Source organism: Corynebacterium sp. CQ3829_602738 (genome assembly GCF_054478435.1).
In genome coordinates, this window is sequence record NZ_CM137003.1 from 2,045,505 (window position 1) to 2,065,708 (window position 20,204).

Below are 20,204 nucleotides of genomic sequence, written 5' to 3' on the forward strand. Positions count from 1 at the left end.
TCACGATAACCCTCCAACTTCCTGGACGGAAGCTAAAACCGCAGGTAGGGAACTTTAGTTACGGAATAGGGAACTTTCGTTCCACCAAAGCCGTCGCAATGGCCGCGCGGCCCTCGCCGCTGCCTGTGAACCCCATGTGGTCCGTGGTCGTCGCCGAGACAGACACCGGTGCGCCAAGGGCCTCCGAGAGCACCCGTTCCGCTTCCTCCCGCACCGGCGACATCTTCGGGCTCTGGCCGATGAGTTGGGCGGAGACGTTGACGACGCTGTGGCCGTGGGCGTCGAGAAGCTCTTTGAGCTCCTGCAGCAGCTGTATTCCGCGAACCCCGTCGTACTCCGGGCGGCCGACGCCGACGAAGGAGCCGAGGTCGCCGAGGCCGGAGGCGGACAATACGGCGTCGACGATGACGTGGCTGATCACGTCGCCGTCCGAGTGGCCCTCGCAGCCGTCCTGGCCTTCGTGGAGGATGCCGGCGATCCAGCATTCTTTCCCGGGTTGGATCTGGTGGGCGTCGAACGCCGTGCCTACTCGAAGATTTGTCATAGGTACGACGCTACTTCAGGCTCGCCGAAGTCGTGGACGGCGTAGTACCCCTGCATCTCCTCGAGCTCAATCTCCTTCCATTGCTTTTCCAGCGCGGCGAGGGTATCTAGGGTGTCCTCCGGCTCCTTACTCGGCGGATACTCGAATGTCATGCCGAACCTGTCCTCCATCGCGCGGATCGTGGCCATGCATGCGTCGTAGTCGAAGTCGTTTTCGTACTTCTCCACCGCAGAGTGGCAGCGGTTGTAAAACTCGGCACGGTCCTTGCGTTTCTGGCGGCGTTGCTCCAGCGTCGTCTTCCATCTCGGGTTCACCGGCTGCAGGTAGTCGGTGATGAACCCTTCCGGGGCGGAGACCTGGAAGGTACCGTCCGCGTGCAGCCACACGATTTCGCCGGTGACCGGGTCAGGCGCGTAGTAGACGCGGCGATCGGTCTTGACGTTGTGGTGGTGGGCACACAGGCTGAACAGGTTGGACGCGGTGGTCTTGCCGCCCTCGTCGTACGGGATGCGGTGGTCCAGCTGGCAGTTTTCGGCTTTCACGTTGCAGCCGGGCCAGAGGCACACCCCGTCGCGGGCCTGCACCAGCGCACGGATGGCGGCGGTGGGCACGTATGCCTCAGTCTCGGCATGTTCCGCTTCGTCAAGGTCCACGATGTGAGGCGGGTTGTCCTCCAGCATCTGCTCTACCGCGGCGGTGCCGTCGGCGTCGGTCCACCCGAAGTTCGGGATGTAGTACGAGCTGCCCGGCGTCTTCGAGGTGAACATGTAGAGCACGACCTTCGGCGTCGCACGAATCTCGCCGGTGAGGATTGCCTTGATCGCGTCGTCCCTTGAGAGCTTGTGCTCGCGCGCCACCTGTTCGGCGAAACGCTCCATCAGGCCGACCGTGACGGGGTCGCCCTCCACATTCAGCCCGGCATCGCCGTCGTCCTGGCCGTAGAAGATGCTCCGGCAGGTGCCGAACGGCAGGTCTTTCTCTTTCTTCCGCTCCTTGATCTTCTTTTGGTTCGGCGCGAGGTCGGAATCGATGCGCTGGATCCGCTCGCGCAGACGGCGACGCAGCGAGCTTGGCGACGGCAACTCCGCCCCCACCCGCCTCGGCGTGAATACCTTGACCAGATACTCATCCATGTCCGCGAGAATGTCTGGCGTAGCCAGATCGTTGAGGCGGTTCAGCGTGGACTCGATGGCCGACAACCGCCGAACATCTAGCCTTCGGGTCGCTTCTTGCAACGCACGCAGCTTCGGCAGATCCGCCAGCACCGAATACCCAAGAATCCCGCTTTCAGCCCAACTCTGGCTCTCCCCTACCGCCATCGCGATCGAATGGGCCTCTAGTTCGAAGTCCTCCACTTCCACCAACGGCTTGGCGTAACTGTGGAAGACTGCAAACTCCGCTTCCCGCATCGCCTGGCCAGCAGCAGCGACTGGGCAACCTTCCTTCTCAGTGATAAAAGTTCCGCTCATGTCTCACCCTCCTTCCCGAAACTACTATCGAACATAATGCCGACACATATTTCATGTCAAGAGTTTTCTAGAACTTTTTTCGGACTCTTTTTCGAACACACAAGAAGGTAAGAGTCCCCCACGCATACTTATAGCAAACGACCCCGACACGGGGCTTAGGCTGCGCCAACCACGCTTTCCGCGAGCTTCAGGTCCAGCGGGGTGGTGATTTTGAACGCCATGGGATCCCCCTCCACGGTCGCGACCGGAACGCCGAACCACTCCATCAACGAGGCGTCGTCGGTGGCGACAAACGCAGGCTTTTCGGCGAGGTACTTTTCGTTCGCCTCGCGCAGCATCCCCAGGTCAAAGCCCTGCGGCGTCTGCGCGGCACGCAACGCGCACCGGTCCAGGGTTGCGTCGACGATCTCCCCCGACACCCGTTTCACCGTATCCGCCACCGGCACCACGGGCACAACGGCGGGAGCGCCACCCAGCACCGCGTCGACCACGCGCGAGACCATCGCGGCGGGGGTTAACGCGCGGGCGGCGTCGTGGACGACCACGCAGGCGTCGTCAAGCGTAATTGCTTTGAGCGCAGCGAAGATGGAGTCCGCGCGCTCCGCGCCCCCGTGCACGAATTGGACCGTATAGTCCGCGAGAAGTTCGCGGGCGCGCGCTTCCATCGACGGGCTGACTACCACGACGACATGGTCGACTACCTCGGACATCGTGGCCACGGAGCGCTCGAGCAGCGTGCGGCCGCCGAGCTCCACGTACGCCTTGGGCACCTCGGCGCCCAACCGGGTTCCCTGGCCGGCGGCGGCGACGACCGCCACTGTTTCGCGGCGCAATTTACTTGTCGTCGTCCTCGTCGTCGAAGGAGAGGTCGTCCAGATCCACCTCGTCATCGTCGTCGACCTGGCCCGGATCCTCGGAAATACCGGCCTTGACCTGCGCGTCGATGATGGCCTGGATCTGCTTTTCCATCTCCTCGACCTTCTTCTCGTCCACCGGCTCCGCAAGCGCGAGCTCGCCGACGAGAATCTGGCGCGCCTTGCCTAGCATGCGCTTCTCACCTGCGGAAAGACCCTTGCCCTGGTCGCGGCGCCAGAGGTCGCGGACCACCTCGGCCACCTTATTGATGTCACCGGACGCGAGGCGCTCCTGGTTGGCCTTGTAGCGGCGGGACCAGTTGCCCGCCTCCTCCACGTCGGTCTCGCGCAGCACGGAGAACACCTTCTGCAGGCCTTCCTCGTTGACCACGTCGCGCACACCGACGAGCTCGGAGTTCTTCACCGGAACGCGCACTTCAAGGTCCGAGTGGAGAATCTGCAGCACCAGGTAATCGAGCGTCTCCCCGCGCATCTCGCGCTGCTCGATGTCGGCGATGCGGGCCGCTCCGTGGTGCGGGTACACGACCACTTCTCCGACCTTGAATTCCATTGCGGCTCCTTGCGTCGTTAGGCGAAGTTCAGACCCCAACACCCTACCACCGAGCATTTTGCTTATCGACGACCAAAGGTCGGCTCGCCCAATAGGGGGAGCAAGTGGGAAAACTTACTGTGCAGACGCTAGAGTAAGGCGGAGAAAACCCTCGAATGAGTTTGATGATGGAGGACACCCCCGTGAAGTCCCTGAAGCGCGTCGCTGCCGCCGCCGTCGCTGGCTGCGCAACCCTGGCCCTCGTCGGCTGCTCCGCCGGCCAGATCACCCAGACCTCGAACCAGGTGGCGGCCGTTGACGGCGCTAGCGCCTCCACCGAGGACGGCTCCGTCGCCGTTCACGACGTGACCGTGGTGCTGGCAGAGGACGGCCAGGCCGCCCTGAAGTTCACCGCCACCAACCAGGACACCTCCATGAAGGACCACACCCTGAAGTCCGTCGAGGTGGACGGCAAGCCGGCGACCGTGTCCAGCACCTCCGCTATCTCCTACAACTGCGCGCTCGTCGCTGATTCCAAGGACGGCCTGGAGCGCATGCCGCAGGACAAGAACGACAACTGCATCGAGTACACCGCCACCTCCCTGGTGAACGACGGCTTCGCCTACGGCGGCAACGTCCCGGTCACCTTCAAGTTCGATACCGGCTCCGTGGACGTGGACGCGACCGTGTCCGCCCCGACGCTGGCTTCCGGCCAGGTGGACCGCGAGGTTTAGTTCCTCTTTCAGAATTTGCCGCTGGTTTGACCAGCGGTTTTTTCGTGTTCGAACGCCGTGTCGGGGCCGTGTTATACGGTGTGGCGCATGGCAAAGAAACCCCGCGTGATCCACACCTGCACCGAGTGCGGCTACTCCTCCCCCAAGTGGCTCGGCCGCTGCCCCGAGTGCGGGTCTTGGGGCACGCTCCAAGAGGAGGCGCCGGTTGCTTCGGGCCCGGTGAAGACGTCCTCGCTGACGCCGTCCGCCCCCGCAAGCCCGATCACGAAGGTCGAGGCCGCGGCGACGAAGACGGTGAAGTCCGGCATCCGGGAGCTGGACCGCGTGCTCGGCTCCGGCGTGGTGCCCGGCTCTGTGGTGCTGATGGCTGGCGAGCCCGGCGTGGGCAAGTCCACCCTGCTGCTGGAGGTGGCGTCGCGGTGGGCGAAGCAGGGGCGCAAGGCGCTCTACGTCACGGCGGAGGAGTCTGCGGGCCAGGTCCGCGCCCGCGCCGAGCGCACGGAGGCGCTTGTGGACACGTTGTATCTTGCCGCCGAGTCCAACCTGGACGTGGTGTTCGGCCACGTTGAGCAGCTGAAGCCCTCGCTGCTGATCGTGGATTCTGTGCAGACCATGCACGCCGCCGGCGTCGAAGGTGTGGCGGGCGGCGTGGCCCAGTCCCGCGCGGTCACGGCGGCGCTGACCACGCTGGCCAAGACCACGAATATCCCGGTGCTGCTGGTGGGGCACGTGACCAAGGACGGCAACGTCGCCGGCCCGCGCGTGCTGGAGCACCTGGTGGACGTGGTGTTGAACTTTGAGGGGGACAGGCAGTCGTCGCTAAGAATGCTCCGGGGCATCAAGAACCGCTTCGGCGCGACTGATGAGGTCGGCTGCTTCGAGCAGACCTCCGGCGGTATCCGGGAGGTGCCGGACCCGTCGGGGCTGTTCCTGTCGCACCGTGGACAAACGCCGGACGGTTCCGCTGTGACGGTGGCGATGGACGGCGTGCGCCCCATCCTCGCCGAGGTGCAGGCGCTGACCGTGGACCCGGTGAACAAGAGCCCGCGACGCGTGGTCACTGGCCTGGATTTCAACCGGGTGCCCATGGTGCTGGCGGTGCTGCAGGCGCGCTGCGGGGAGCGCACCAACGACAAGGACGCGTACGTGGCCACCGTCGGCGGGGTGAAGATCACCGAAACGGCCACGGACCTCGCGGTCGCGCTTGCCACGTGGTCGAGCCTGCACGAGAAGCCGCTGCCTGCGAAAACGGTGGTTGTGGGCGAGGTGGGGCTGGCCGGGGAGATCAGGCGCGTGCCCAACCTCGGCCGCCGCCTCCAGGAAGCGGCGCGCATGGGCTACACCGGCGCCATCGTGCCTGCGGGAGAGAAGCTGTCTATCGACGGCCTGACGGTCCGCCCCGTCTCCACCCTCGCGGAGGCGCTGTCCTTGCTACAGTAGGCGCCATGAAATCGGGGGAAATTCAGCGGGCTATTCACGTGCTCCGCGAACACACGGCAGATTCAGACCATGTTGTTGCAGTGATTGAGACGGCGACGTTTCTTCTGCGGGGAGGGCTGCACCACCAGGCGTTGGGCCTGGTCTCCGGCACCGAGCCGTTCATCGAGCATCCTGCGGAGGCGATGGGCGCCCTCGGGGAGTTCTTCGCGGCCGCGTTGGACGCTGGCCTGGGGGAACATCCGCTCGTGCGGTTCACCTCCCCGCGGTGGCCGGGCACGGACCCGCGGGTGGCGGCGCTGGCGAAGGCGTTCGGGGGAACGAGCAGGCGCGTGGATGGGTATTGCCTCGACCTGGCGGATTTCGCGGACACGGTGGTGTTTTCGTTGACGGCTCCAGTCGGGGCGCACCTGCCGGAGCCGGACCAGCTGGTGGAGCAGGTGATGGTGCTGCAGGACCTGGATCTGAGCACGGAGCAGGCCCGCAAGATCTTCGACGCGGCCGGCGCGGTGGCGTTCCACCCGTCGCTGGACTACGTGGTGGTGTTCCAGCTCGCCCTGCTTGCGGACGAAGCGCGGCGGCCCCTGGACGCCCTCGCGTTCCTGGACGCGCTGTCACGATTGCCGGAGCGGATGTGCCCCGGCATGGAAGAGATAGATCTCGCACTGGTGAAGGCCGCGAACTACATGGACCTGGGTGCTACGCGCGACGCCGCGGCGTGCCTGCTGCTGGACACGGCCGGCAAAGAGCCTGACACCGCCCTGCGCCGGTATTCGCTGGTGATGCGCAGGCTGCTGAGCACCGACGAGTTCGACGCAGCGCTGTACCTGGTCTCCCCTACCCAGGACATCGTGGACGCTGGCGAGGGTTCGCCGTGGTGGCGTCTGCAAGGGGCGTCGGCGGTGGCGCAGTGGGTCGCATCCGCGGCGGACCCCGGGTTCGGTCAGCTCTGGCCGTCGGCACGGAAGCGCCTTGAGCTCGCGTTTTCTGAGTACGTGGGAAGCGGCGCGTCGGATGGTCTGGGTTCTCAGTACGTCGGCAACGTGGTCACCGCGCTGCAGAAGACGCAGCGGGCGGAGGAAGCGGTGGACCTGTCGTCGTGGGCGCTGCCGGTCGCGGCGAAAACAAATAACCCGAAAGAGACCCTGTTTACGCTCTGCGACAATGCAGTGTCCCTGTTTTGCTGCGGGCGCTTCGAGGAATCCGCGATGGTGTTTGAGTCCGTGCACCAGCGGGCGCGCGAAGCCTGCGATGCCGAGGCGATGGGGTGGGCCGTTAACTACCTGCGCGACTTTGGGGTGTTCTCGGGATCGCCCGCGTATTCGCAGGCGCTCGAGCGGCTTAGGTGATGTTGAAGGGGCTGGCGTCGGAGGCATTGTCCCCGATCACGCCGTGCAGGAAGTAGGAGCCGGCCTTCACTTCCGGGCGATTGTCGCACTGTCCCGGCTGCGATGCAGTGGCGGACCAGCGGGCCTCCCAACGGCGCTTCTCGCCCGGCGCGAACTCGACGTTGCCTGCCGCCACCGGCGGGTAGCAGTCGGTGTCGGACCAGATGCGGTCGTTGGTGGCCATGTCGTAGACCTCGAAGCGCAGCAGGTCGTCGTCCAGGTTGATTACGCAGTCGGTGTCGGTGGGGTTTTCCACCTCCATGTAGAACACCGGCTGGACCCCAACCGCATACGAGGGCTGGTTGCTGGACGCGTGGATTTGCAGGTCAGCCAGCTCGCAGCTGCCCTTCTTCACCGGGGCGGCGGCGGTTTCCTCGGTCGGTTGGGTGGGTGCCTCCGAGGATGTCGGTGTCGTGCTCTCCTCGGAAAGCTGCACCGTCGGCTCGGTGGCCAGGGTGGTGGACGGGGCTTCCGCCACGGTTTCGGGGGTGGTTTCCGTCTCGTCCGTCTTTCCGCTGCGGGCGAACGCGGACAGGCCCCACACCAAAAGCGCCACAACCACCAGCAGGATGACGAGTGCCGCCACGCGGCGGCGCATGTAAATCTCTGGAGGCAGTGGGCGCTGGTTCGACATGCCTATAACTTAATCGCCGAAGTTTTCGTAGGTGGTCTCGACACGGCCGTCGGACAGGCGGTAACGCGCACCGACCACACCGACCGTCTTGTGCTCCAGCCCAGAAATGACGGCTGGGATGCGCGCCACCAGGTGCTCTGCGCCGTTGCGGGCGTGCGCCTGCTCCACCTGTTCGCCGCGGGTTTTCGCCTCCGCCACGGCCGGCGAAATCTTCTCCACGAACACGCGCGTCAGCCCCGGAGGGATGTCACCGGACTCGAGCGCGGACACCGCGGCGCCCACAGCGCCGCACTTCTCGTGGGCGAGGAAGAGCACGAGGTCCACCCCGAGGCCGTCCACGGCGTACTCCACGGACGCGGATACGGCGGAGTCCACGCAGCCGCCGGCGGTGCGGATGACGAAGATGTCGCCGAAGCCGGCGTCGAAAAGCAGCTCAATGGGCACGCGGGAGTCCGAGCAGCCCACCACGCACACCGCCGGGTTCTGGCCGGAGGTGAGCTGCTGGCGGGTGGCTGGGTCGCGGCGCGGGTCCGCGGTGTTGCCGGTGGCGAAACGCTCGTTGCCGGCTTTCAGCAGCTCCCACACCTCGCGGGGTGTGGCGGCGGCCTGGAGATCGGTTACGTCAGTCATGCCCACTATTGTTGCACGCATTGTGACGAAACTGCGCCCAAACAAGATCATCGACTGGTACCGAGCCAACGCCCGCGAGCTGCCGTGGCGTGTGGCGGGTACTTCTCCCTGGGGCGTGCTGCTCAGTGAGGTGATGAGCCACCAAACTCAGGTCGAGCGGGTCGCCCCCATCTGGCAGGAATGGATGGAACGATGGCCCACCCCGGCGGCGTTCGCGCAGGCTGGCACGGACGAGATCCTGCGGGCCTGGGGCAGCCTGGGCTACCCGCGCCGGGCGCTGCGCCTGAAGCAATGTGCGCAGGTCATCGTGGATGAGCATGGCGGCGAGGTGCCGGAGGACGTCGATAAGCTGCTGGCTCTTCCCGGCATCGGCGACTACACCGCGCGGGCGGTGGCGTGCTTCGCGTACGGGAAAAACGTGCCGGTTGTGGACACGAACGTGCGGCGCGTGGTGGCGCGCGTGGAGCGCGGCGAGGCGCTCGGGTCGCCCGGCAAGAAGGAGATCGAGCAGGTGGCGGCGCTGCTACCTGCGGAAAACGGACCCGAGTTCTCGGTGGGTCTAATGGAGCTCGGCGCGCTCGTGTGCACGGCGCGGGCGCCGAAATGCGGGGAGTGCCCGGTGAGTGACGAATGCGCCTGGCTCGCGGCCGGAAAGCCTGAGGCCGAGGTGAAGAAGCGCTCGCAGAAGTTTGTTGGCACCGACCGCCACGTGCGAGGCAAGATCATGCGTCTGCTGCGCGAGTCCGAAAGCCCCGTTGAGCAAAAGCTTATCGACGCCCTCTGGCACGACCCCGCACAGCTCTCCCGCGCGCTATTTTCCCTGCTCGAAGACGGTCTGGCCGAGCAGGACGAGAAGGGCTACTTCCACCTGCCGCGGTAAGTGGCTTATGCCCGTTTGGTATATGTGGGTGGCATGACTCACACCGGAAAGTCAAATCCCCAAGACATCGAGGCTCAGTGGGAGGGCCTCCTAGACCAAGCGCGGCGAGGCATGCCCGACGTTGATTTCCTCGTAAGGGCGGACGAACTCCTTAGCCAGCTCGACGCCGATGACCCGCTGGCCTACCGGATCCGGATGTATGCCGTTCAGAATCGCACCGAGTTGGACTCAGTCGCTGCCCTGGACGAATTTGAAGCACTGCTCAACATCCATGAATCCGACCCGGAGCGTTACCCGAGCAACCCGTTCAGCGACTCCAACTGGTTCCAACTGCTGGCGGACTACATGATGTACTGGCTTGCAACCAATGTTGGGCGCGCCCCAGTAGAGCGTTTGTTGGATCTTGCGCCCAGGGTCTTTAAGGACCCCGAAGCTCTACGCCACGTTCGCATTCACGCCTACAACAACCTCGGCGACAGCAAGCAGGCACTCGAGCTGCTCCCCGGCTACCTCCCCTCGGAGGATGCGGTGCACAACGAGGAGATGGATCCATCCAGCTGGCTGCACCGCCACGATTTGGCGGCGCTGGTCTATTTGCAGGAGCACATGTTGGACGAGCTCGATGGTGTCGTGGATGCCGCGCTCACATCTGGATTTTCCGACGCCAGGCAGCCGGAGGTGATGGTCGCCGAGTCTCTCCTTCCGCTAGCAGAACACGTACCCGTTGAAACCACGGAACAGCGCACCCGTTTTGTTTTGGAGCGCGGCTTCGCGGACCCGAACCTCACCGAAACCACGCTGCAGACGGCGACCACGCTTCTGTTGGGCGGTCTGACAGAAGAGGCGTTCAATCTGGTGCACTTCACCGAACCGTTCATCTCGCGGACAGATGACGCTGTTGAGGGTTTGTACCGTTTCTTCCGCTTCGCCACCGAACTCGGCTATGGCGACGTCTCTTTGGAACGCTACTCATCGCCCCGCTGGCAGATGGAGCAGGGAATCTCGGCCTCACCCCGGTGCGCCGACCTTGCCGACGGATTCGCCCGCGCACAGCACGCCCAGGCGCAACGCGTCCTAGAAACCACCGGCTCCACCGACAGTCTCGAACGTTTTGAACAGCGCTTTAGCGTTCCTAACCTCGATCCGGCGTTGTACGCCAACTCCGTAGCTGGCCTCATTGAGACGCTCGGCTCCGGCGAACTGCGCTACGAGCCCTTAGACGCCAGCTACGACCCAGAGCTGCTCGCTTTTGTCAACGCCGCACTGAACCAGCAAACGAGCTTCAGCCTCGAGGCGTTGCCCAAACGCGCGGTCGAGGACCCAGTTGTGAGCAAGCTCTGGCTGCAGCTCGCCGAAGACGGCATAGAAATGAGGCCGGACATCCTGCGTTCCATCGTTGAAGCCGCGGATAGCCCCGCCATCGATGAGGTCACCCGGCAGGTGATTGAGGTCTTCGCGATGGCAAACGCAGGTTTCCCCGACGTGTTTCCCGGCCGGATCGGCATGCGGGCGCTGCCGTTGGCGTTTAGCGTCCAGCCGGAACAGGCAGGCGTTTTAGCGCTGCGGATCTTGGATGATTTCCAGCAGCGCGACGGACATCTGGATTCCCCCGAGGCACACAGCGTATTCGACTTTGTGGGCGGAATGCTGCGTACCGGCGCATTCGACGCATCCTTGCTTGGCGCGCTCGCCGCGCGGGCGATGGATGCCGAGCGCAACATGGACGTGATCGCGATGGTCACGCTCATCGAGGAGGCAATAGCTATCCAGCCCGATTTGGTGGAAGACGTTGCTGAATACCTCGGCAAGCTTGGCTCGATCAAAGGCACCCGGCTGGGCGCCCTGGGCAGCCCGATACGCGGCGCGACCGAACTCCTTGCGGCCGGAGCCGCAGCCGAGAAGCGTGGCGATAAGACAACCGACCTGGCCAATTTGGGGGCGGCCATGAACATCCTCATGGACTATGACCGTTTCCAACAGGCGGCCACCCTGTTCGACGAGCTCAACGCCAAATTGGACGACCCCGAAGCAGACACTGGGCTGCTAGCACGAGTGGAAGGTGCTCAGGCGGCGTGCCGTTTCGTGACCCGTTTAACGGACGACCTCTTCTCGGATCTGTGGCCGACTACCTCAGAACGCTTCAAGGGCCTGCTGGTAGAGCTCGCCGATGAAAGCAATGACGGTCCCGTAATGGCTGAGCTAGTCCACGTCGTCCGGCCTGTGATCCGTAACTTGACGTGGAACCAGCGTTCCGACGAATCGATCGAGCTCTCCGCGTGGTGCCAAAACCTGTTCAGCCGAAAGGGCGAGACGCATGAAAGCCTCGACGTGATGTTTGAGCAAGCGATGGCGCTGGGAAATGCGGGACGCAGCGACGATGCAGCGCTAGTGTTCGAGTCGCTGCTCCAGCGCTCACACAAATTGGGAGCGCCTGATCTAGTTGAAAAGACCGTAGGCCACCTCTCCATGTTTGCGGAGAGGGAGGACTTGGGTTCCACCGAGCCTTACGCCGAAGTCCTGTCCCGCCTCTGAGGCTACTTCCACCTGCCGCGGTAGTGCAGCCCACCGGGTAGCTTCACGTACACGCCACCGCGGGAGTTGAAGGTGACCGGCCCGATCTTCCGTGATGCGGACACGCCGGACTTGGAGTAGTTGAGCCAGCTGCCGTCGCTGATCTTTTGGCGCTTGCGGTACTGAATTCCCATGGAGGGGAGCTTACACTGCTTCCCATGCGTAAACGGTGGTGTCTTTTTGCTGTCCCGCTCCTGATTTGCCCCTCTGCTCACGCTGAGGATTTGAGCGCGGAATCGTTGTCGTCCCTGTCGTCGGTTGGCTCGTCGACTTTCGAGGTGATCGGCGACGCGTCGTCGCTGTCGTCCATCCCGGAGCTGTCCTCGCATGCGCTGGGCGGCGCGGCGGGCGACGCTGCAGGCGAGCTCGACGCGAAGAAGCGGGTGCCGGGCACCAACGGCAAGCGCATCCGCTACACCTCCGTCAACGAGCGCGGCGAGAAAGTGCCGGTCACCGGCGCGTTGTACGACCGTCCGTTTGCGAAGGGCCTGGTTGTTCTCGCTCCGGGCACGCGCGGCCTGGGCGACCAGTGCGCGCCGTCGGCGGCGTCGTCGATGCTGTCCTCGCTCGGCCCGGGCGGCACGGTGAACATCAACTACGAGGCACCGATGGTGCAAATGCTTCTCGACGACGGCTACCGCGTGGTCGTCACCGACTACATGGGGCTGGGCACAGACGGTCTGCACACCTACCTCAACCGCGTCGACCAGGGCCGGGCAGTGATTGATGCCGCCCGCGCCGTGTCCAAAGACGGTGAGAAGGTGGCGTTCTGGGGCTACTCACAGGGCGGCGGCGCGGCTGCGGCGGCCGCGGAGCTCGTCGGCGACTACGCCCCGGAGCTCAACGTGGTGGGGACGTTTGCCGGCGCTCCCCCGGCCGACCCGTTGGCCGTGCTGCAGCAGGCAGCCGCGCCGATGCTCACCGCCGTGGCGGGTTTCGCCGCCGCCAGCTACTCGGAGACCTACCCCGAATTCCGCGACGCCATCCAGGAGTACCTCACCGACGACGGCAAGAAACTGTTGGAGGATCTGAAAACGTCGTGCGTGGTGGACGCGTCGATGCGCGCCCCGAAGATCACGGGCGACATCTTCGTCGACGGCAAGACCTTCGCGAAGATTGCGGAGGAAGACGAGCGGATTGGCAAGTACCTCGAGCGCAACAAGTTGGGCAAGGTGAAGCCGAACGCGCCGATCATGGTGCTGACCAACCCGGACGACGACCTCGTGCCGGAGCCGCAGGCCACCCAGTTGGCCGAGGACTACTGCGCGATCGGCGCCGATGTGGAGTACCGGCGCGTGGTGGTGCCGGGCTCGCCGACGCAACCGCTTTCCGCGGGCCGCCGCGAGCTCACCCCGCGCGCGCCGGGCTCCGGCCACGCGCTGCCGCTGGTGCTGCAGACGGGCAACGTCTCGGACTGGCTGTCCGACCGCTTCAAGGGCAAGCCCATGAAACAGGTGTGCCCCTCCGACCACCCCGAGTATGAGGTGGTCGAGGGGCTCAACGCCGTGGAGATCACTGCGATCGTTGTCGCAATCCTCGGCGCCCTGGGCTTGTGGGCTTACGCTTACACCGGCTCGGGGCCGTTGCCCTCGTTGCCGTCGTCGCCTTCCTTGCCCTCGCTGCCCTTCTGATCTTCGCGCTCATCCGGGAACTCTGAGGCCTCGGACTCCGGCTGGGTGCGCTCCGGCTCGATGTCGCGGACTTCGTCCTCCGGCTCCACGTCGAAGGCCTCTGCCGGCAGCGGGCGCGGACGCGGGGTGAAGGTGAACGTCGCGTCCGGCGCGGCCTTGCCGCGCTCCTTGCGTGCAGCCTCGACGTCGCCGTCCCAGCCCTCGACGTCCACGGTAATGATCTCGCCGGCACCAATCTCGCCGAACAGGATCTTCTCCGACAGGATGTCCTCGATCTCGCGCTGAATCGTGCGGCGCAGCGGGCGCGCACCCAGCACCGGGTCGAAGCCGCGGACCGCGAGCAGGTTCTTCGCGTTCTCGGTCAGCTCGATGCCCATGTCCTGCGCGGCCAGGTTCTTGTCCACGCGGCCGATAAGCAGGTCCACCATCTTGACAATCTCGTCCTGGCTGAGCTGCTTGAACACCACGATTTCGTCGATGCGGTTCAGGAACTCGGGGCGGAAGTGCTTCTTCAGCTCGTCGTGGACCTTGCCCTTCATCCGCTCGTACTGCGCCTCGGAATCCGCGGCGGTGTCGCCGGTGAAGCCCAGGCCGACCGGCTTGGAGATGTCGGACGTGCCCAGGTTCGAGGTGAAGATCAGCACCGTGTTCTTGAAGTCCACGTTGCGGCCCTGGCCGTCGGTGACGTGGCCTTCTTCGAGTACCTGGAGCAGCGTGTTGTAAATCTCCTTGTGCGCCTTCTCGATCTCGTCGAAAAGCACCACGCTAAACGGCTTGCGGCGCACCTTCTCGGTGAGCTGGCCGCCCTCTTCGTAGCCGACGTATCCCGGAGGGGCGCCGAAGAGGCGCGAGGCGGTGAAGCGGTCGTGGAACTCGCCCATGTCCACCTGGATCAGGGAGTCGTCGTCGCCGAAGAGGAACTCGGCGAGCGCCTTGGACAGCTCCGTCTTACCCACACCGGACGGGCCGGCGAAGATGAAGGAGCCGGACGGACGGTTCGGGTCCTTCAGGCCGGCGCGGGTGCGGCGGATGGAGCGGGAGACGGCCTTGACTGCCTCGTCCTGGCCGATGATGCGCTTGTGCAGCTCGTCTTCCATGTGGAGGAGACGGCTGGACTCGCTTTCGGTGAGCTTGAACACCGGGATGCCGGTCCAATTGGCCAGCACGTCCGCGATCTGGTCCTCGCCGACCTCGGCGATTTCCTCCAGGTCGTCGGAGCGCCACTTCTTCTCCTTGGCGGAGCGCTCCTCCCCCAGCTTGCGCTCGGTGTCGCGCAGGCCGGCGGCCTTCTCGAAGTCCTGGGCGTCGATCGCCGCTTCCTTTTCCTTGCGCACCTCGGAGATGCGGTCGTCCACCTCGCGCAGGTCCTCCGGGGCGGTCATGCGCTTGATGCGCATGCGGGCGCCGGCCTCGTCGAGAAGGTCGACGGCCTTGTCCGGCAGGAAACGGTCGTTGATGTAGCGGTCCGACAGCGTCGCGGCCGCCTTGAGCGCGTCGTCGGTGTAGGACACGCGGTGGTGCGCCTCGTAGCGGTCGCGCAGGCCCTTGAGGATCTGCACGGTGTCTTCCACGGACGGCTCGTCCACCTGCACCGGCTGGAAGCGGCGCTCAAGAGCGGCGTCCTTCTCGATGTGCTTGCGGTACTCGTCCAGCGTGGTCGCACCGATGGTCTGGAGTTCGCCGCGCGCCAGCTTCGGCTTCAAAAGCGAAGCCGCGTCGATGGCGCCCTCGGCGGCACCCGCGCCGACGAGGGTGTGGATCTCGTCGATGAACAGGATGATGTCGCCGCGCTGGTTAATCTCCTTGAGCACCTTCTTCAGGCGCTCCTCGAAGTCGCCGCGGTAGCGGGAACCGGCGACCAGGGAGCCCAGATCCAGGGAGTAGACCTGCTTGTCCTTCAGCGTCTCCGGGACCTTGCCGTTGGCGATGTCCAGGGCGAGACCCTCCACAACGGCGGTCTTACCCACACCAGGCTCGCCGATGAGCACCGGGTTGTTCTTGGTGCGGCGCGACAGCACCTGCATGACGCGCTCGATCTCCTTTTCGCGGCCGACAACCGGGTCGAGCTTGCCTTCCTTCGCCGCTGCGGTGAGGTTGCGGCCGAACTGGTCCAGCACCAGCGAGTTGGAGCGCTCGCCGCCCTGCGGGCCGCCGCCAGCGCGCGGACCCGCGCCCGCACCCGCGAAGCCCGGCTGGTTCTGCTGCGGGGACTCCGGGTTCTGGCCCTCGCCGCCCTCGTAGCCGGACAGCAGCTGGATAACCTGCTGGCGCACGCGCGGAAGATCCGCGCCAAGCTTGATCAGCACCTGTGCTGCCACGCCGTCGCCCTCACGGATGAGGCCGAGCAGCAGGAACTCGGTGCCGATGTACTTGTGGCCCATCTGCAGGCCCTCGCGCAGGGAAAGCTCCAGCACCTTCTTCGCGCGCGGGGTGAACGGGATGTGGCCGGTCACCGGCTGGGTGCCGTGGCCGATAATGTCGATGACCTCGCGGCGCACGTCGTCAAGGTTGATGCCCATGGACTCGAGCGCCTTCGCTGCGACGCCCTCGCCCTCCTTGATCAGGCCGAGCAGGATGTGCTCGGTGCCCATGTAGTTGTGGTTGAGCTCGCGCGCCTCCTCCTGTGCAAGGACGATGACACGACGGGCCCGGTCGGTAAACCGCTCGAACATGTGGCTGACCCCTTCTTTCCTAAATCAGTTGTCCACCACCATAACGCTGGGGTCCGACATCACTTCCCTGGTTTGTTCGCGCATACCCGCATGGTCGTCGATAAGCGCAGGTGAGAGGCGATGTTCACCCTTAGCGAACAGGCCGAAAATACACGTCCTCGTGGGCCTTGCAGCCAGGGTTGAAAGGGTGCCCGCAGGAGGGGCAGGACGCGCCGTATTCGGCATACGTCATCATGCGCCCGCACGCGCCGCACATCACGGAGGGCAGTTGCCTATCGACGGGCACGAACCCGTGATCGGCCAACTCATCGTGGCACAGCGAACAGGCCCACAATTTTTCGCATTCGCCGCACGTGTTCGCAACGACGTCGCGCTCGGAGTGCCAGTGGGCGCAACGCCCTTGCCCGTCGACGTCGACTCCGTGGATCAGAGCAGATCCTTCAGCACCGGATCGGCGAGGTTCAGCACGGCCTCGCGGGCACCCGCGGCGGTGCGGGCGTCGACGGCGAAGTTGGCCATCTGACGGCAGGTGTCGAAGTCGTGCAGGCGCAGTGCCGCGCGCACGGCGTTGACTTTGCCTGGCGCCATGGACAGCGACTTCACGCCGAGGCCCACCAGCACGAGCGCCATGAGCGGGTCGCCGCCTGCCTCGCCGCACACGCCGACCGGCTTGCCGGTGGCCTCGCCGCCGCGGCAGGTCTCGCGGATCATGGACAGCACCGCGGGCTGCCACGGCGAGAGCAGCTCAGCGAGTTCGCCCTGCATGCGGTCCGCGGCCATCGTGTACTGCGACAGGTCGTTGGTGCCGATGGAGGCGAAGTCCACCTCTTCCAGCACCTGCCCGGCGCGGATGGCGGCCGCCGGGGTTTCCACCATCACGCCGACCTTTTTCAGCCCGGCGCCGCGGGCGCGCTCGGCGAACCACTTGGCTTCTTCCACGGTGGCGACCATCGGGGCCATGACCCACAGCTCGGAGTTGGGGACGTTGTGAGCTGCGCTTGCAAGCGCCTCCAGCTGGGTGTCCAGCAGGTCTTCGCGCGCCTGCGACAGGCGCAGGCCGCGGCGGCCCAGCGCGGGGTTTTCTTCTTCGCCGAGGTCCGCGAACGACAGCGGCTTGTCCGCGCCGGCGTCCAGGGTGCGCACCACAACGCGCCGGTTGCCGAAGGCCTCGAGCACCTTCGTGTAGGTCTCGGTCTGCTCCTCCAGGCTGGGCGCTGCGTCGCGGTCGAGGAAGAGGAACTCGGAGCGGAACAGGCCGGAGCCCTCGAGGTCGTAGCCGGCTGCCTTCTGCGCGTCCTCGGCGGTGCCGGTATTGGCCAGCAGCTTCACCTTATAGCCGTCGCGGGTCGCGCCCTCGCCGGAGGAACCGGCCAGGGCAGCCGCGCGGCGGCGGGAGCGTTCCTCGAGCTCGTCCACGTCGGATGCGTTCGGCGCGACGATCACTTCGCCGACGCCGCCGTCGAGGGCGACCAGCGGTGCGTCCACAGTCGCCTCCGCGATGCCCTTGACCTGCACGGCGCACGGGATGCCCAGCTGCGCCGCCAGGATGGCGGTGTGGGACGTCGCACCGCCCGCCTCAGTGACGATGCCGAGGACGAGGTTCTTGTCCAGCGTCGCTGTCTCCGCGGGCGCGAGGTCGTGCGCGATCAGGATGGACGGCTCGGTCAGATCCGGGATCCCCGGCTCCGGCAGGCCTCGCAGGCGCGCGGTGGCGCGGTCGCGGATGTCGTAGAGGTCGGTGACGCGCTCGGCCATGTAGCCACCGATTTTGCGCAGCTTGTTGGCGTAGAGCTCCACCGCGTCGTGGATCGCCTTCGTCGGGCCGGTGCCCTTCTTCAGCTCCTTGTCGATGCCGCGGATTAAGCCCTTGTCGGTTGCCAAGGCAGCCGTCGCATCCAACACGGCCTTTGCCGAGTCCGAGTTGGCGTGCTCGGCGCGTGCGGAAAGCGACGCCGCGACGTCGTGAAGCACTGCGCGAATGCGCTCGCTGTCGGCCTCCGGATCGGTGGAGGCGGGCTCGTGCTCGTCGATGCCCACTGCGGGCGTGACCACGGCGATAGGTCCGGACGCGGTGCCGGCCGAAACGCCGATGCCGTGCAGGACGGTGCGGTTAGACATTCGTGTTCACCTCAGTTGTGACCTCGAGAATAGGATCGCCGGCGGCGACCGTGCCGTCCGCAACGTCATTGACGCCACCGAGCTTCTTCGAGTTCACCACTGTAGTGATAACCGTCGTGTCCACGCCGTGGCCGGCGATTGCGGCGAAGTCAACCTCCGCCAGCGGGTCGCCCGCATTGACCATCTGCTTCTTCTCTGCCAGCGGGGTGAAACCCTCGCCGCCGAGCTTGACGGTGTCCACGCCGATGTGGACCAGCAGCTCCACACCGTTATCGGTCTTGATGCCGTAGGCGTGACCCGTCTTGGCCACGGAAATCACCTTGCCGGCCGCCGGAGCGACCACGGTGAGCTTGGCATTTTCGGGTGTGATGCCGACGGCCTGGCCGAGGGCGCCGGAGGCAAACGCGGCGTCCGAAAGCGCTTCCATCGCAACAACCTCGCCCGCAACGGGCGCGAGCACAGTGGCATCCGCATCGCTTGCCGACGTCAGCTTCGCCGGGTCATCCGTGGCCGTGACCTCGTCCTCGACCAGCTCAGCCTCCTCGGCCTCGTCGGCATTGCGAGCGGCAGCGGCGCGGGCGAGCGCCTCCGCCTTCTCCTCCGGGGTGCGGTAGTCCGTGATCAGGATGATGAAGAACGCGGTGAAGAAGGCCACCGCGATGGCGAGCATGTAGACCCACTTCGGGTCGAACACAAACATGGTCGGCAGCGAAGTGAACACGAACGCGTTCGTCTTCACGCCACCGAACGGGGTACCCAGGATCGCGATGGTCAGGCCGCCGGCGAAGCAGCCCACGAGCATGCGCGGGTAGATCTTCTTGTAACGCAGGTGGATGCCGTAGAGCGACGGCTCGGAGATTCCGCCGAGCAGGCCGGCCGCGAGCGCGGAACCGGACGTCTGGCGCATGAGCGGGTCGTGGTCGCGGATGGACAGCGCGAGCACCGCGGCGGTGGCGCCGAAGCAGGCGAAGTTCCACGCACCCATCGGACCCTGGATGAAGTCGTAGCCGAGCGTGTCAATGTTGACCAGCATCAGCGCGTTGAGCGGCCAGTGCAGCCCCAGCGGCACGAGGAACGGGTACAGCATCGGAATCAGCAGGGCGAATACGAACGGCGCGTTGCCGTTCATCCAGGCCAGACCGGTGCCGATCCAGGCGCCGAGCAGGTAGCCGAACGGACCGATGAGGAACGCGGTGACCGGGATCATCACCAGCAGCGTCAAAAACGGCACGAAGACCATGTGCACCGCGGAGGGGATGATTTTCTGCAGCCCCTTATAAAGCAACGCAGCGACCGCGGCCATGATCAGCGGCACGAAGACGTTGCCGTCGTAGCCGTTTTGGATCATGGGCATGCCGAAAACGTCGACAACATCGGTCGGCTCGCCGAAGAGCTCCACCACGCGCGCTTCGGGGTGGTCGGCCAGTTCCATGAAGTTCGGGGTGAACAGCGCCAGCATGATCGCGGCCGGCACCCACGGGTCGATGTCCAGCTTCTTGCCCGCGTTGTAGGCCACCGCCACCGGCAGGAAGAAGAACACGGAGTTCCACATGGCATCCACGAACTGCCAGCCCGGGCTCTTCACTTCCGCGTGGAAGTTCACCAGTTCGAACGCGTCCAGCACCGCGGCGAACGCGATGATCAGCGACGCACCGAGCAGCACACCCAAAATGGGGCGGAAGGAGTCGGAGAGGTACTCGAAGAACGCGTCGAGCCACGGCACCTTGCCCTTGGCACGGTCGCGCTGCTGGGCTTTGAGGTCCTCGTTGGACACGTCGCGCCCGGCCAGCTCCGGCAGCTTGTTCATCGCGTTGTAAACGCTGGCCACGTCGCCGCCGACGATGACCTGGTAGTGGCTGCCGCCCTGCGGGACGGCACCCATGACCTTGGGGTTTGCTTCTAGTCGGTCCTTGTCGGCCAGGGAAGCGTCGAAAAGCTCGAAGCGCAGACGCGTCGCGCAGTGCGTCATGGACGCGATGTTGTCCGCCCCGCCGACGCCGGCGAGGATGTCGGCAGCCTGATCCTGCAGGCTTGCCTTGGTGGTTGCCATGCTGGTGCTCCTTTCAACCACAAACGATTGATCGCATCAAAC

17 protein-coding genes are annotated in these 20,204 nt (G+C 65.4%); 6 read left to right on the forward strand and 11 right to left on the reverse strand.

Annotated features, from left to right (window positions below):
* Positions 1-58: 58 nt before the first annotated feature.
* From ispF to ACX1NL_RS09920, 4 genes are all read right to left on the reverse strand, one after another.
* Positions 59-544 carry a 2-C-methyl-D-erythritol 2,4-cyclodiphosphate synthase gene (gene ispF / locus ACX1NL_RS09905; protein ID WP_311389865.1) on the reverse strand — a complete coding sequence of 162 codons (486 nt, stop codon included), beginning with the start codon at positions 542-544 and terminating at the stop codon, positions 59-61.
* The gene (locus tag ACX1NL_RS09910) at positions 541-2,013 is read right to left on the reverse strand and encodes an HNH endonuclease signature motif containing protein (RefSeq protein ID WP_141764918.1); all 1,473 of its coding nucleotides are present in this window, start codon (positions 2,011-2,013) and stop codon (positions 541-543) included. The genes ispF and ACX1NL_RS09910 overlap by 4 nt, the downstream gene beginning before the upstream one ends.
* Positions 2,014-2,168: 155 nt before the next feature.
* Positions 2,169-2,846: a 2-C-methyl-D-erythritol 4-phosphate cytidylyltransferase gene (gene ispD / locus ACX1NL_RS09915; protein WP_458898052.1), complete on the reverse strand. Its 678-nt coding sequence runs from the start codon at positions 2,844-2,846 to the stop codon at positions 2,169-2,171.
* A 1-nt stretch (position 2,847) separates the two neighbouring features.
* Positions 2,848-3,438 (reverse strand): CarD family transcriptional regulator, encoded by a 591-nt coding sequence (locus tag ACX1NL_RS09920; RefSeq protein ID WP_181889064.1) that lies wholly within the window; start codon positions 3,436-3,438, stop codon positions 2,848-2,850.
* Positions 3,439-3,605: 167 nt separating this feature from the next.
* Here ACX1NL_RS09920 and ACX1NL_RS09925 point away from each other — a divergent pair, with 167 nt between their 5' ends.
* The 3 genes from ACX1NL_RS09925 to ACX1NL_RS09935 all read left to right on the forward strand — a co-directional run bounded on the left by ACX1NL_RS09925 (position 3,606) and on the right by ACX1NL_RS09935 (position 6,937).
* Positions 3,606-4,151: a hypothetical protein gene (locus ACX1NL_RS09925; RefSeq protein ID WP_269951831.1), complete on the forward strand. Its 546-nt coding sequence runs from the start codon at positions 3,606-3,608 to the stop codon at positions 4,149-4,151.
* An 87-nt stretch (positions 4,152-4,238) separates the two neighbouring features.
* Positions 4,239-5,591, forward strand: a complete 1,353-nt coding sequence (radA, locus tag ACX1NL_RS09930) for a DNA repair protein RadA (protein WP_070844591.1) — start codon at positions 4,239-4,241, stop codon at positions 5,589-5,591.
* A 5-nt stretch (positions 5,592-5,596) separates the two neighbouring features.
* The gene (locus tag ACX1NL_RS09935; RefSeq protein ID WP_458898053.1) at positions 5,597-6,937 is read left to right on the forward strand and encodes a hypothetical protein; all 1,341 of its coding nucleotides are present in this window, start codon (positions 5,597-5,599) and stop codon (positions 6,935-6,937) included.
* Here the strand turns inward: ACX1NL_RS09935 and ACX1NL_RS09940 are convergent.
* Positions 6,930-7,610, reverse strand: a complete 681-nt coding sequence (locus ACX1NL_RS09940; RefSeq protein WP_239357139.1) for a hypothetical protein — start codon at positions 7,608-7,610, stop codon at positions 6,930-6,932. The two genes, ACX1NL_RS09935 and ACX1NL_RS09940, sit on opposite strands and share 8 nt — an antisense overlap.
* A 9-nt stretch (positions 7,611-7,619) precedes the next feature.
* Positions 7,620-8,240, reverse strand: coding sequence for a carbonic anhydrase (locus ACX1NL_RS09945; RefSeq protein ID WP_239357136.1), 621 nt, complete (start codon positions 8,238-8,240; stop codon positions 7,620-7,622).
* On the opposite strand from ACX1NL_RS09945, the gene ACX1NL_RS09950 reads away from it, so the two are divergent.
* Positions 8,239-9,120 (forward strand): HhH-GPD family protein, encoded by an 882-nt coding sequence (locus tag ACX1NL_RS09950; RefSeq protein ID WP_458898054.1) that lies wholly within the window; start codon positions 8,239-8,241, stop codon positions 9,118-9,120. The genes ACX1NL_RS09945 and ACX1NL_RS09950 overlap by 2 nt on opposite strands.
* A 111-nt stretch (positions 9,121-9,231) precedes the next feature.
* A complete protein-coding gene (locus tag ACX1NL_RS09955; protein WP_458898055.1) occupies positions 9,232-11,652 on the forward strand; it encodes a hypothetical protein in 2,421 nt (806 codons plus the stop codon).
* Positions 11,653-11,654: 2 nt separating this feature from the next.
* Here ACX1NL_RS09955 and ACX1NL_RS09960 read toward each other — a convergent pair whose 3' ends face one another.
* Complete coding sequence (locus ACX1NL_RS09960; protein ID WP_141764919.1) at positions 11,655-11,825, reverse strand: DUF4236 domain-containing protein; 171 nt, start codon at positions 11,823-11,825, stop codon at positions 11,655-11,657.
* Positions 11,826-11,915: 90 nt separating this feature from the next.
* Between ACX1NL_RS09960 and ACX1NL_RS09965 the strand changes: the two genes are divergently transcribed.
* Entirely contained in the window at positions 11,916-13,322 is a 1,407-nt protein-coding gene (locus ACX1NL_RS09965) for an alpha/beta fold hydrolase (protein WP_458898056.1), read from the forward strand.
* Here ACX1NL_RS09965 and ACX1NL_RS09970 read toward each other — a convergent pair.
* From ACX1NL_RS09970 to ACX1NL_RS09985, 4 genes are all read right to left on the reverse strand, one after another.
* Positions 13,256-15,994: an ATP-dependent Clp protease ATP-binding subunit gene (locus ACX1NL_RS09970; protein ID WP_458898057.1), complete on the reverse strand. Its 2,739-nt coding sequence runs from the start codon at positions 15,992-15,994 to the stop codon at positions 13,256-13,258. The two genes, ACX1NL_RS09965 and ACX1NL_RS09970, sit on opposite strands and share 67 nt — an antisense overlap.
* 130 nt (positions 15,995-16,124) lie before the next feature.
* Positions 16,125-16,328, reverse strand: coding sequence for a hypothetical protein (locus ACX1NL_RS09975; RefSeq protein ID WP_458898058.1), 204 nt, complete (start codon positions 16,326-16,328; stop codon positions 16,125-16,127).
* 92 nt (positions 16,329-16,420) lie between these two features.
* A complete protein-coding gene (gene ptsP, locus ACX1NL_RS09980; RefSeq protein ID WP_458898059.1) occupies positions 16,421-18,112 on the reverse strand; it encodes a phosphoenolpyruvate--protein phosphotransferase in 1,692 nt (563 codons plus the stop codon).
* Positions 18,105-20,162, reverse strand: a complete 2,058-nt coding sequence (locus tag ACX1NL_RS09985) for a glucose PTS transporter subunit IIA (protein WP_458898060.1) — start codon at positions 20,160-20,162, stop codon at positions 18,105-18,107. Before ACX1NL_RS09985 ends, ptsP begins: the two co-directional genes overlap by 8 nt.
* Positions 20,163-20,204 lie beyond the last annotated feature (42 nt).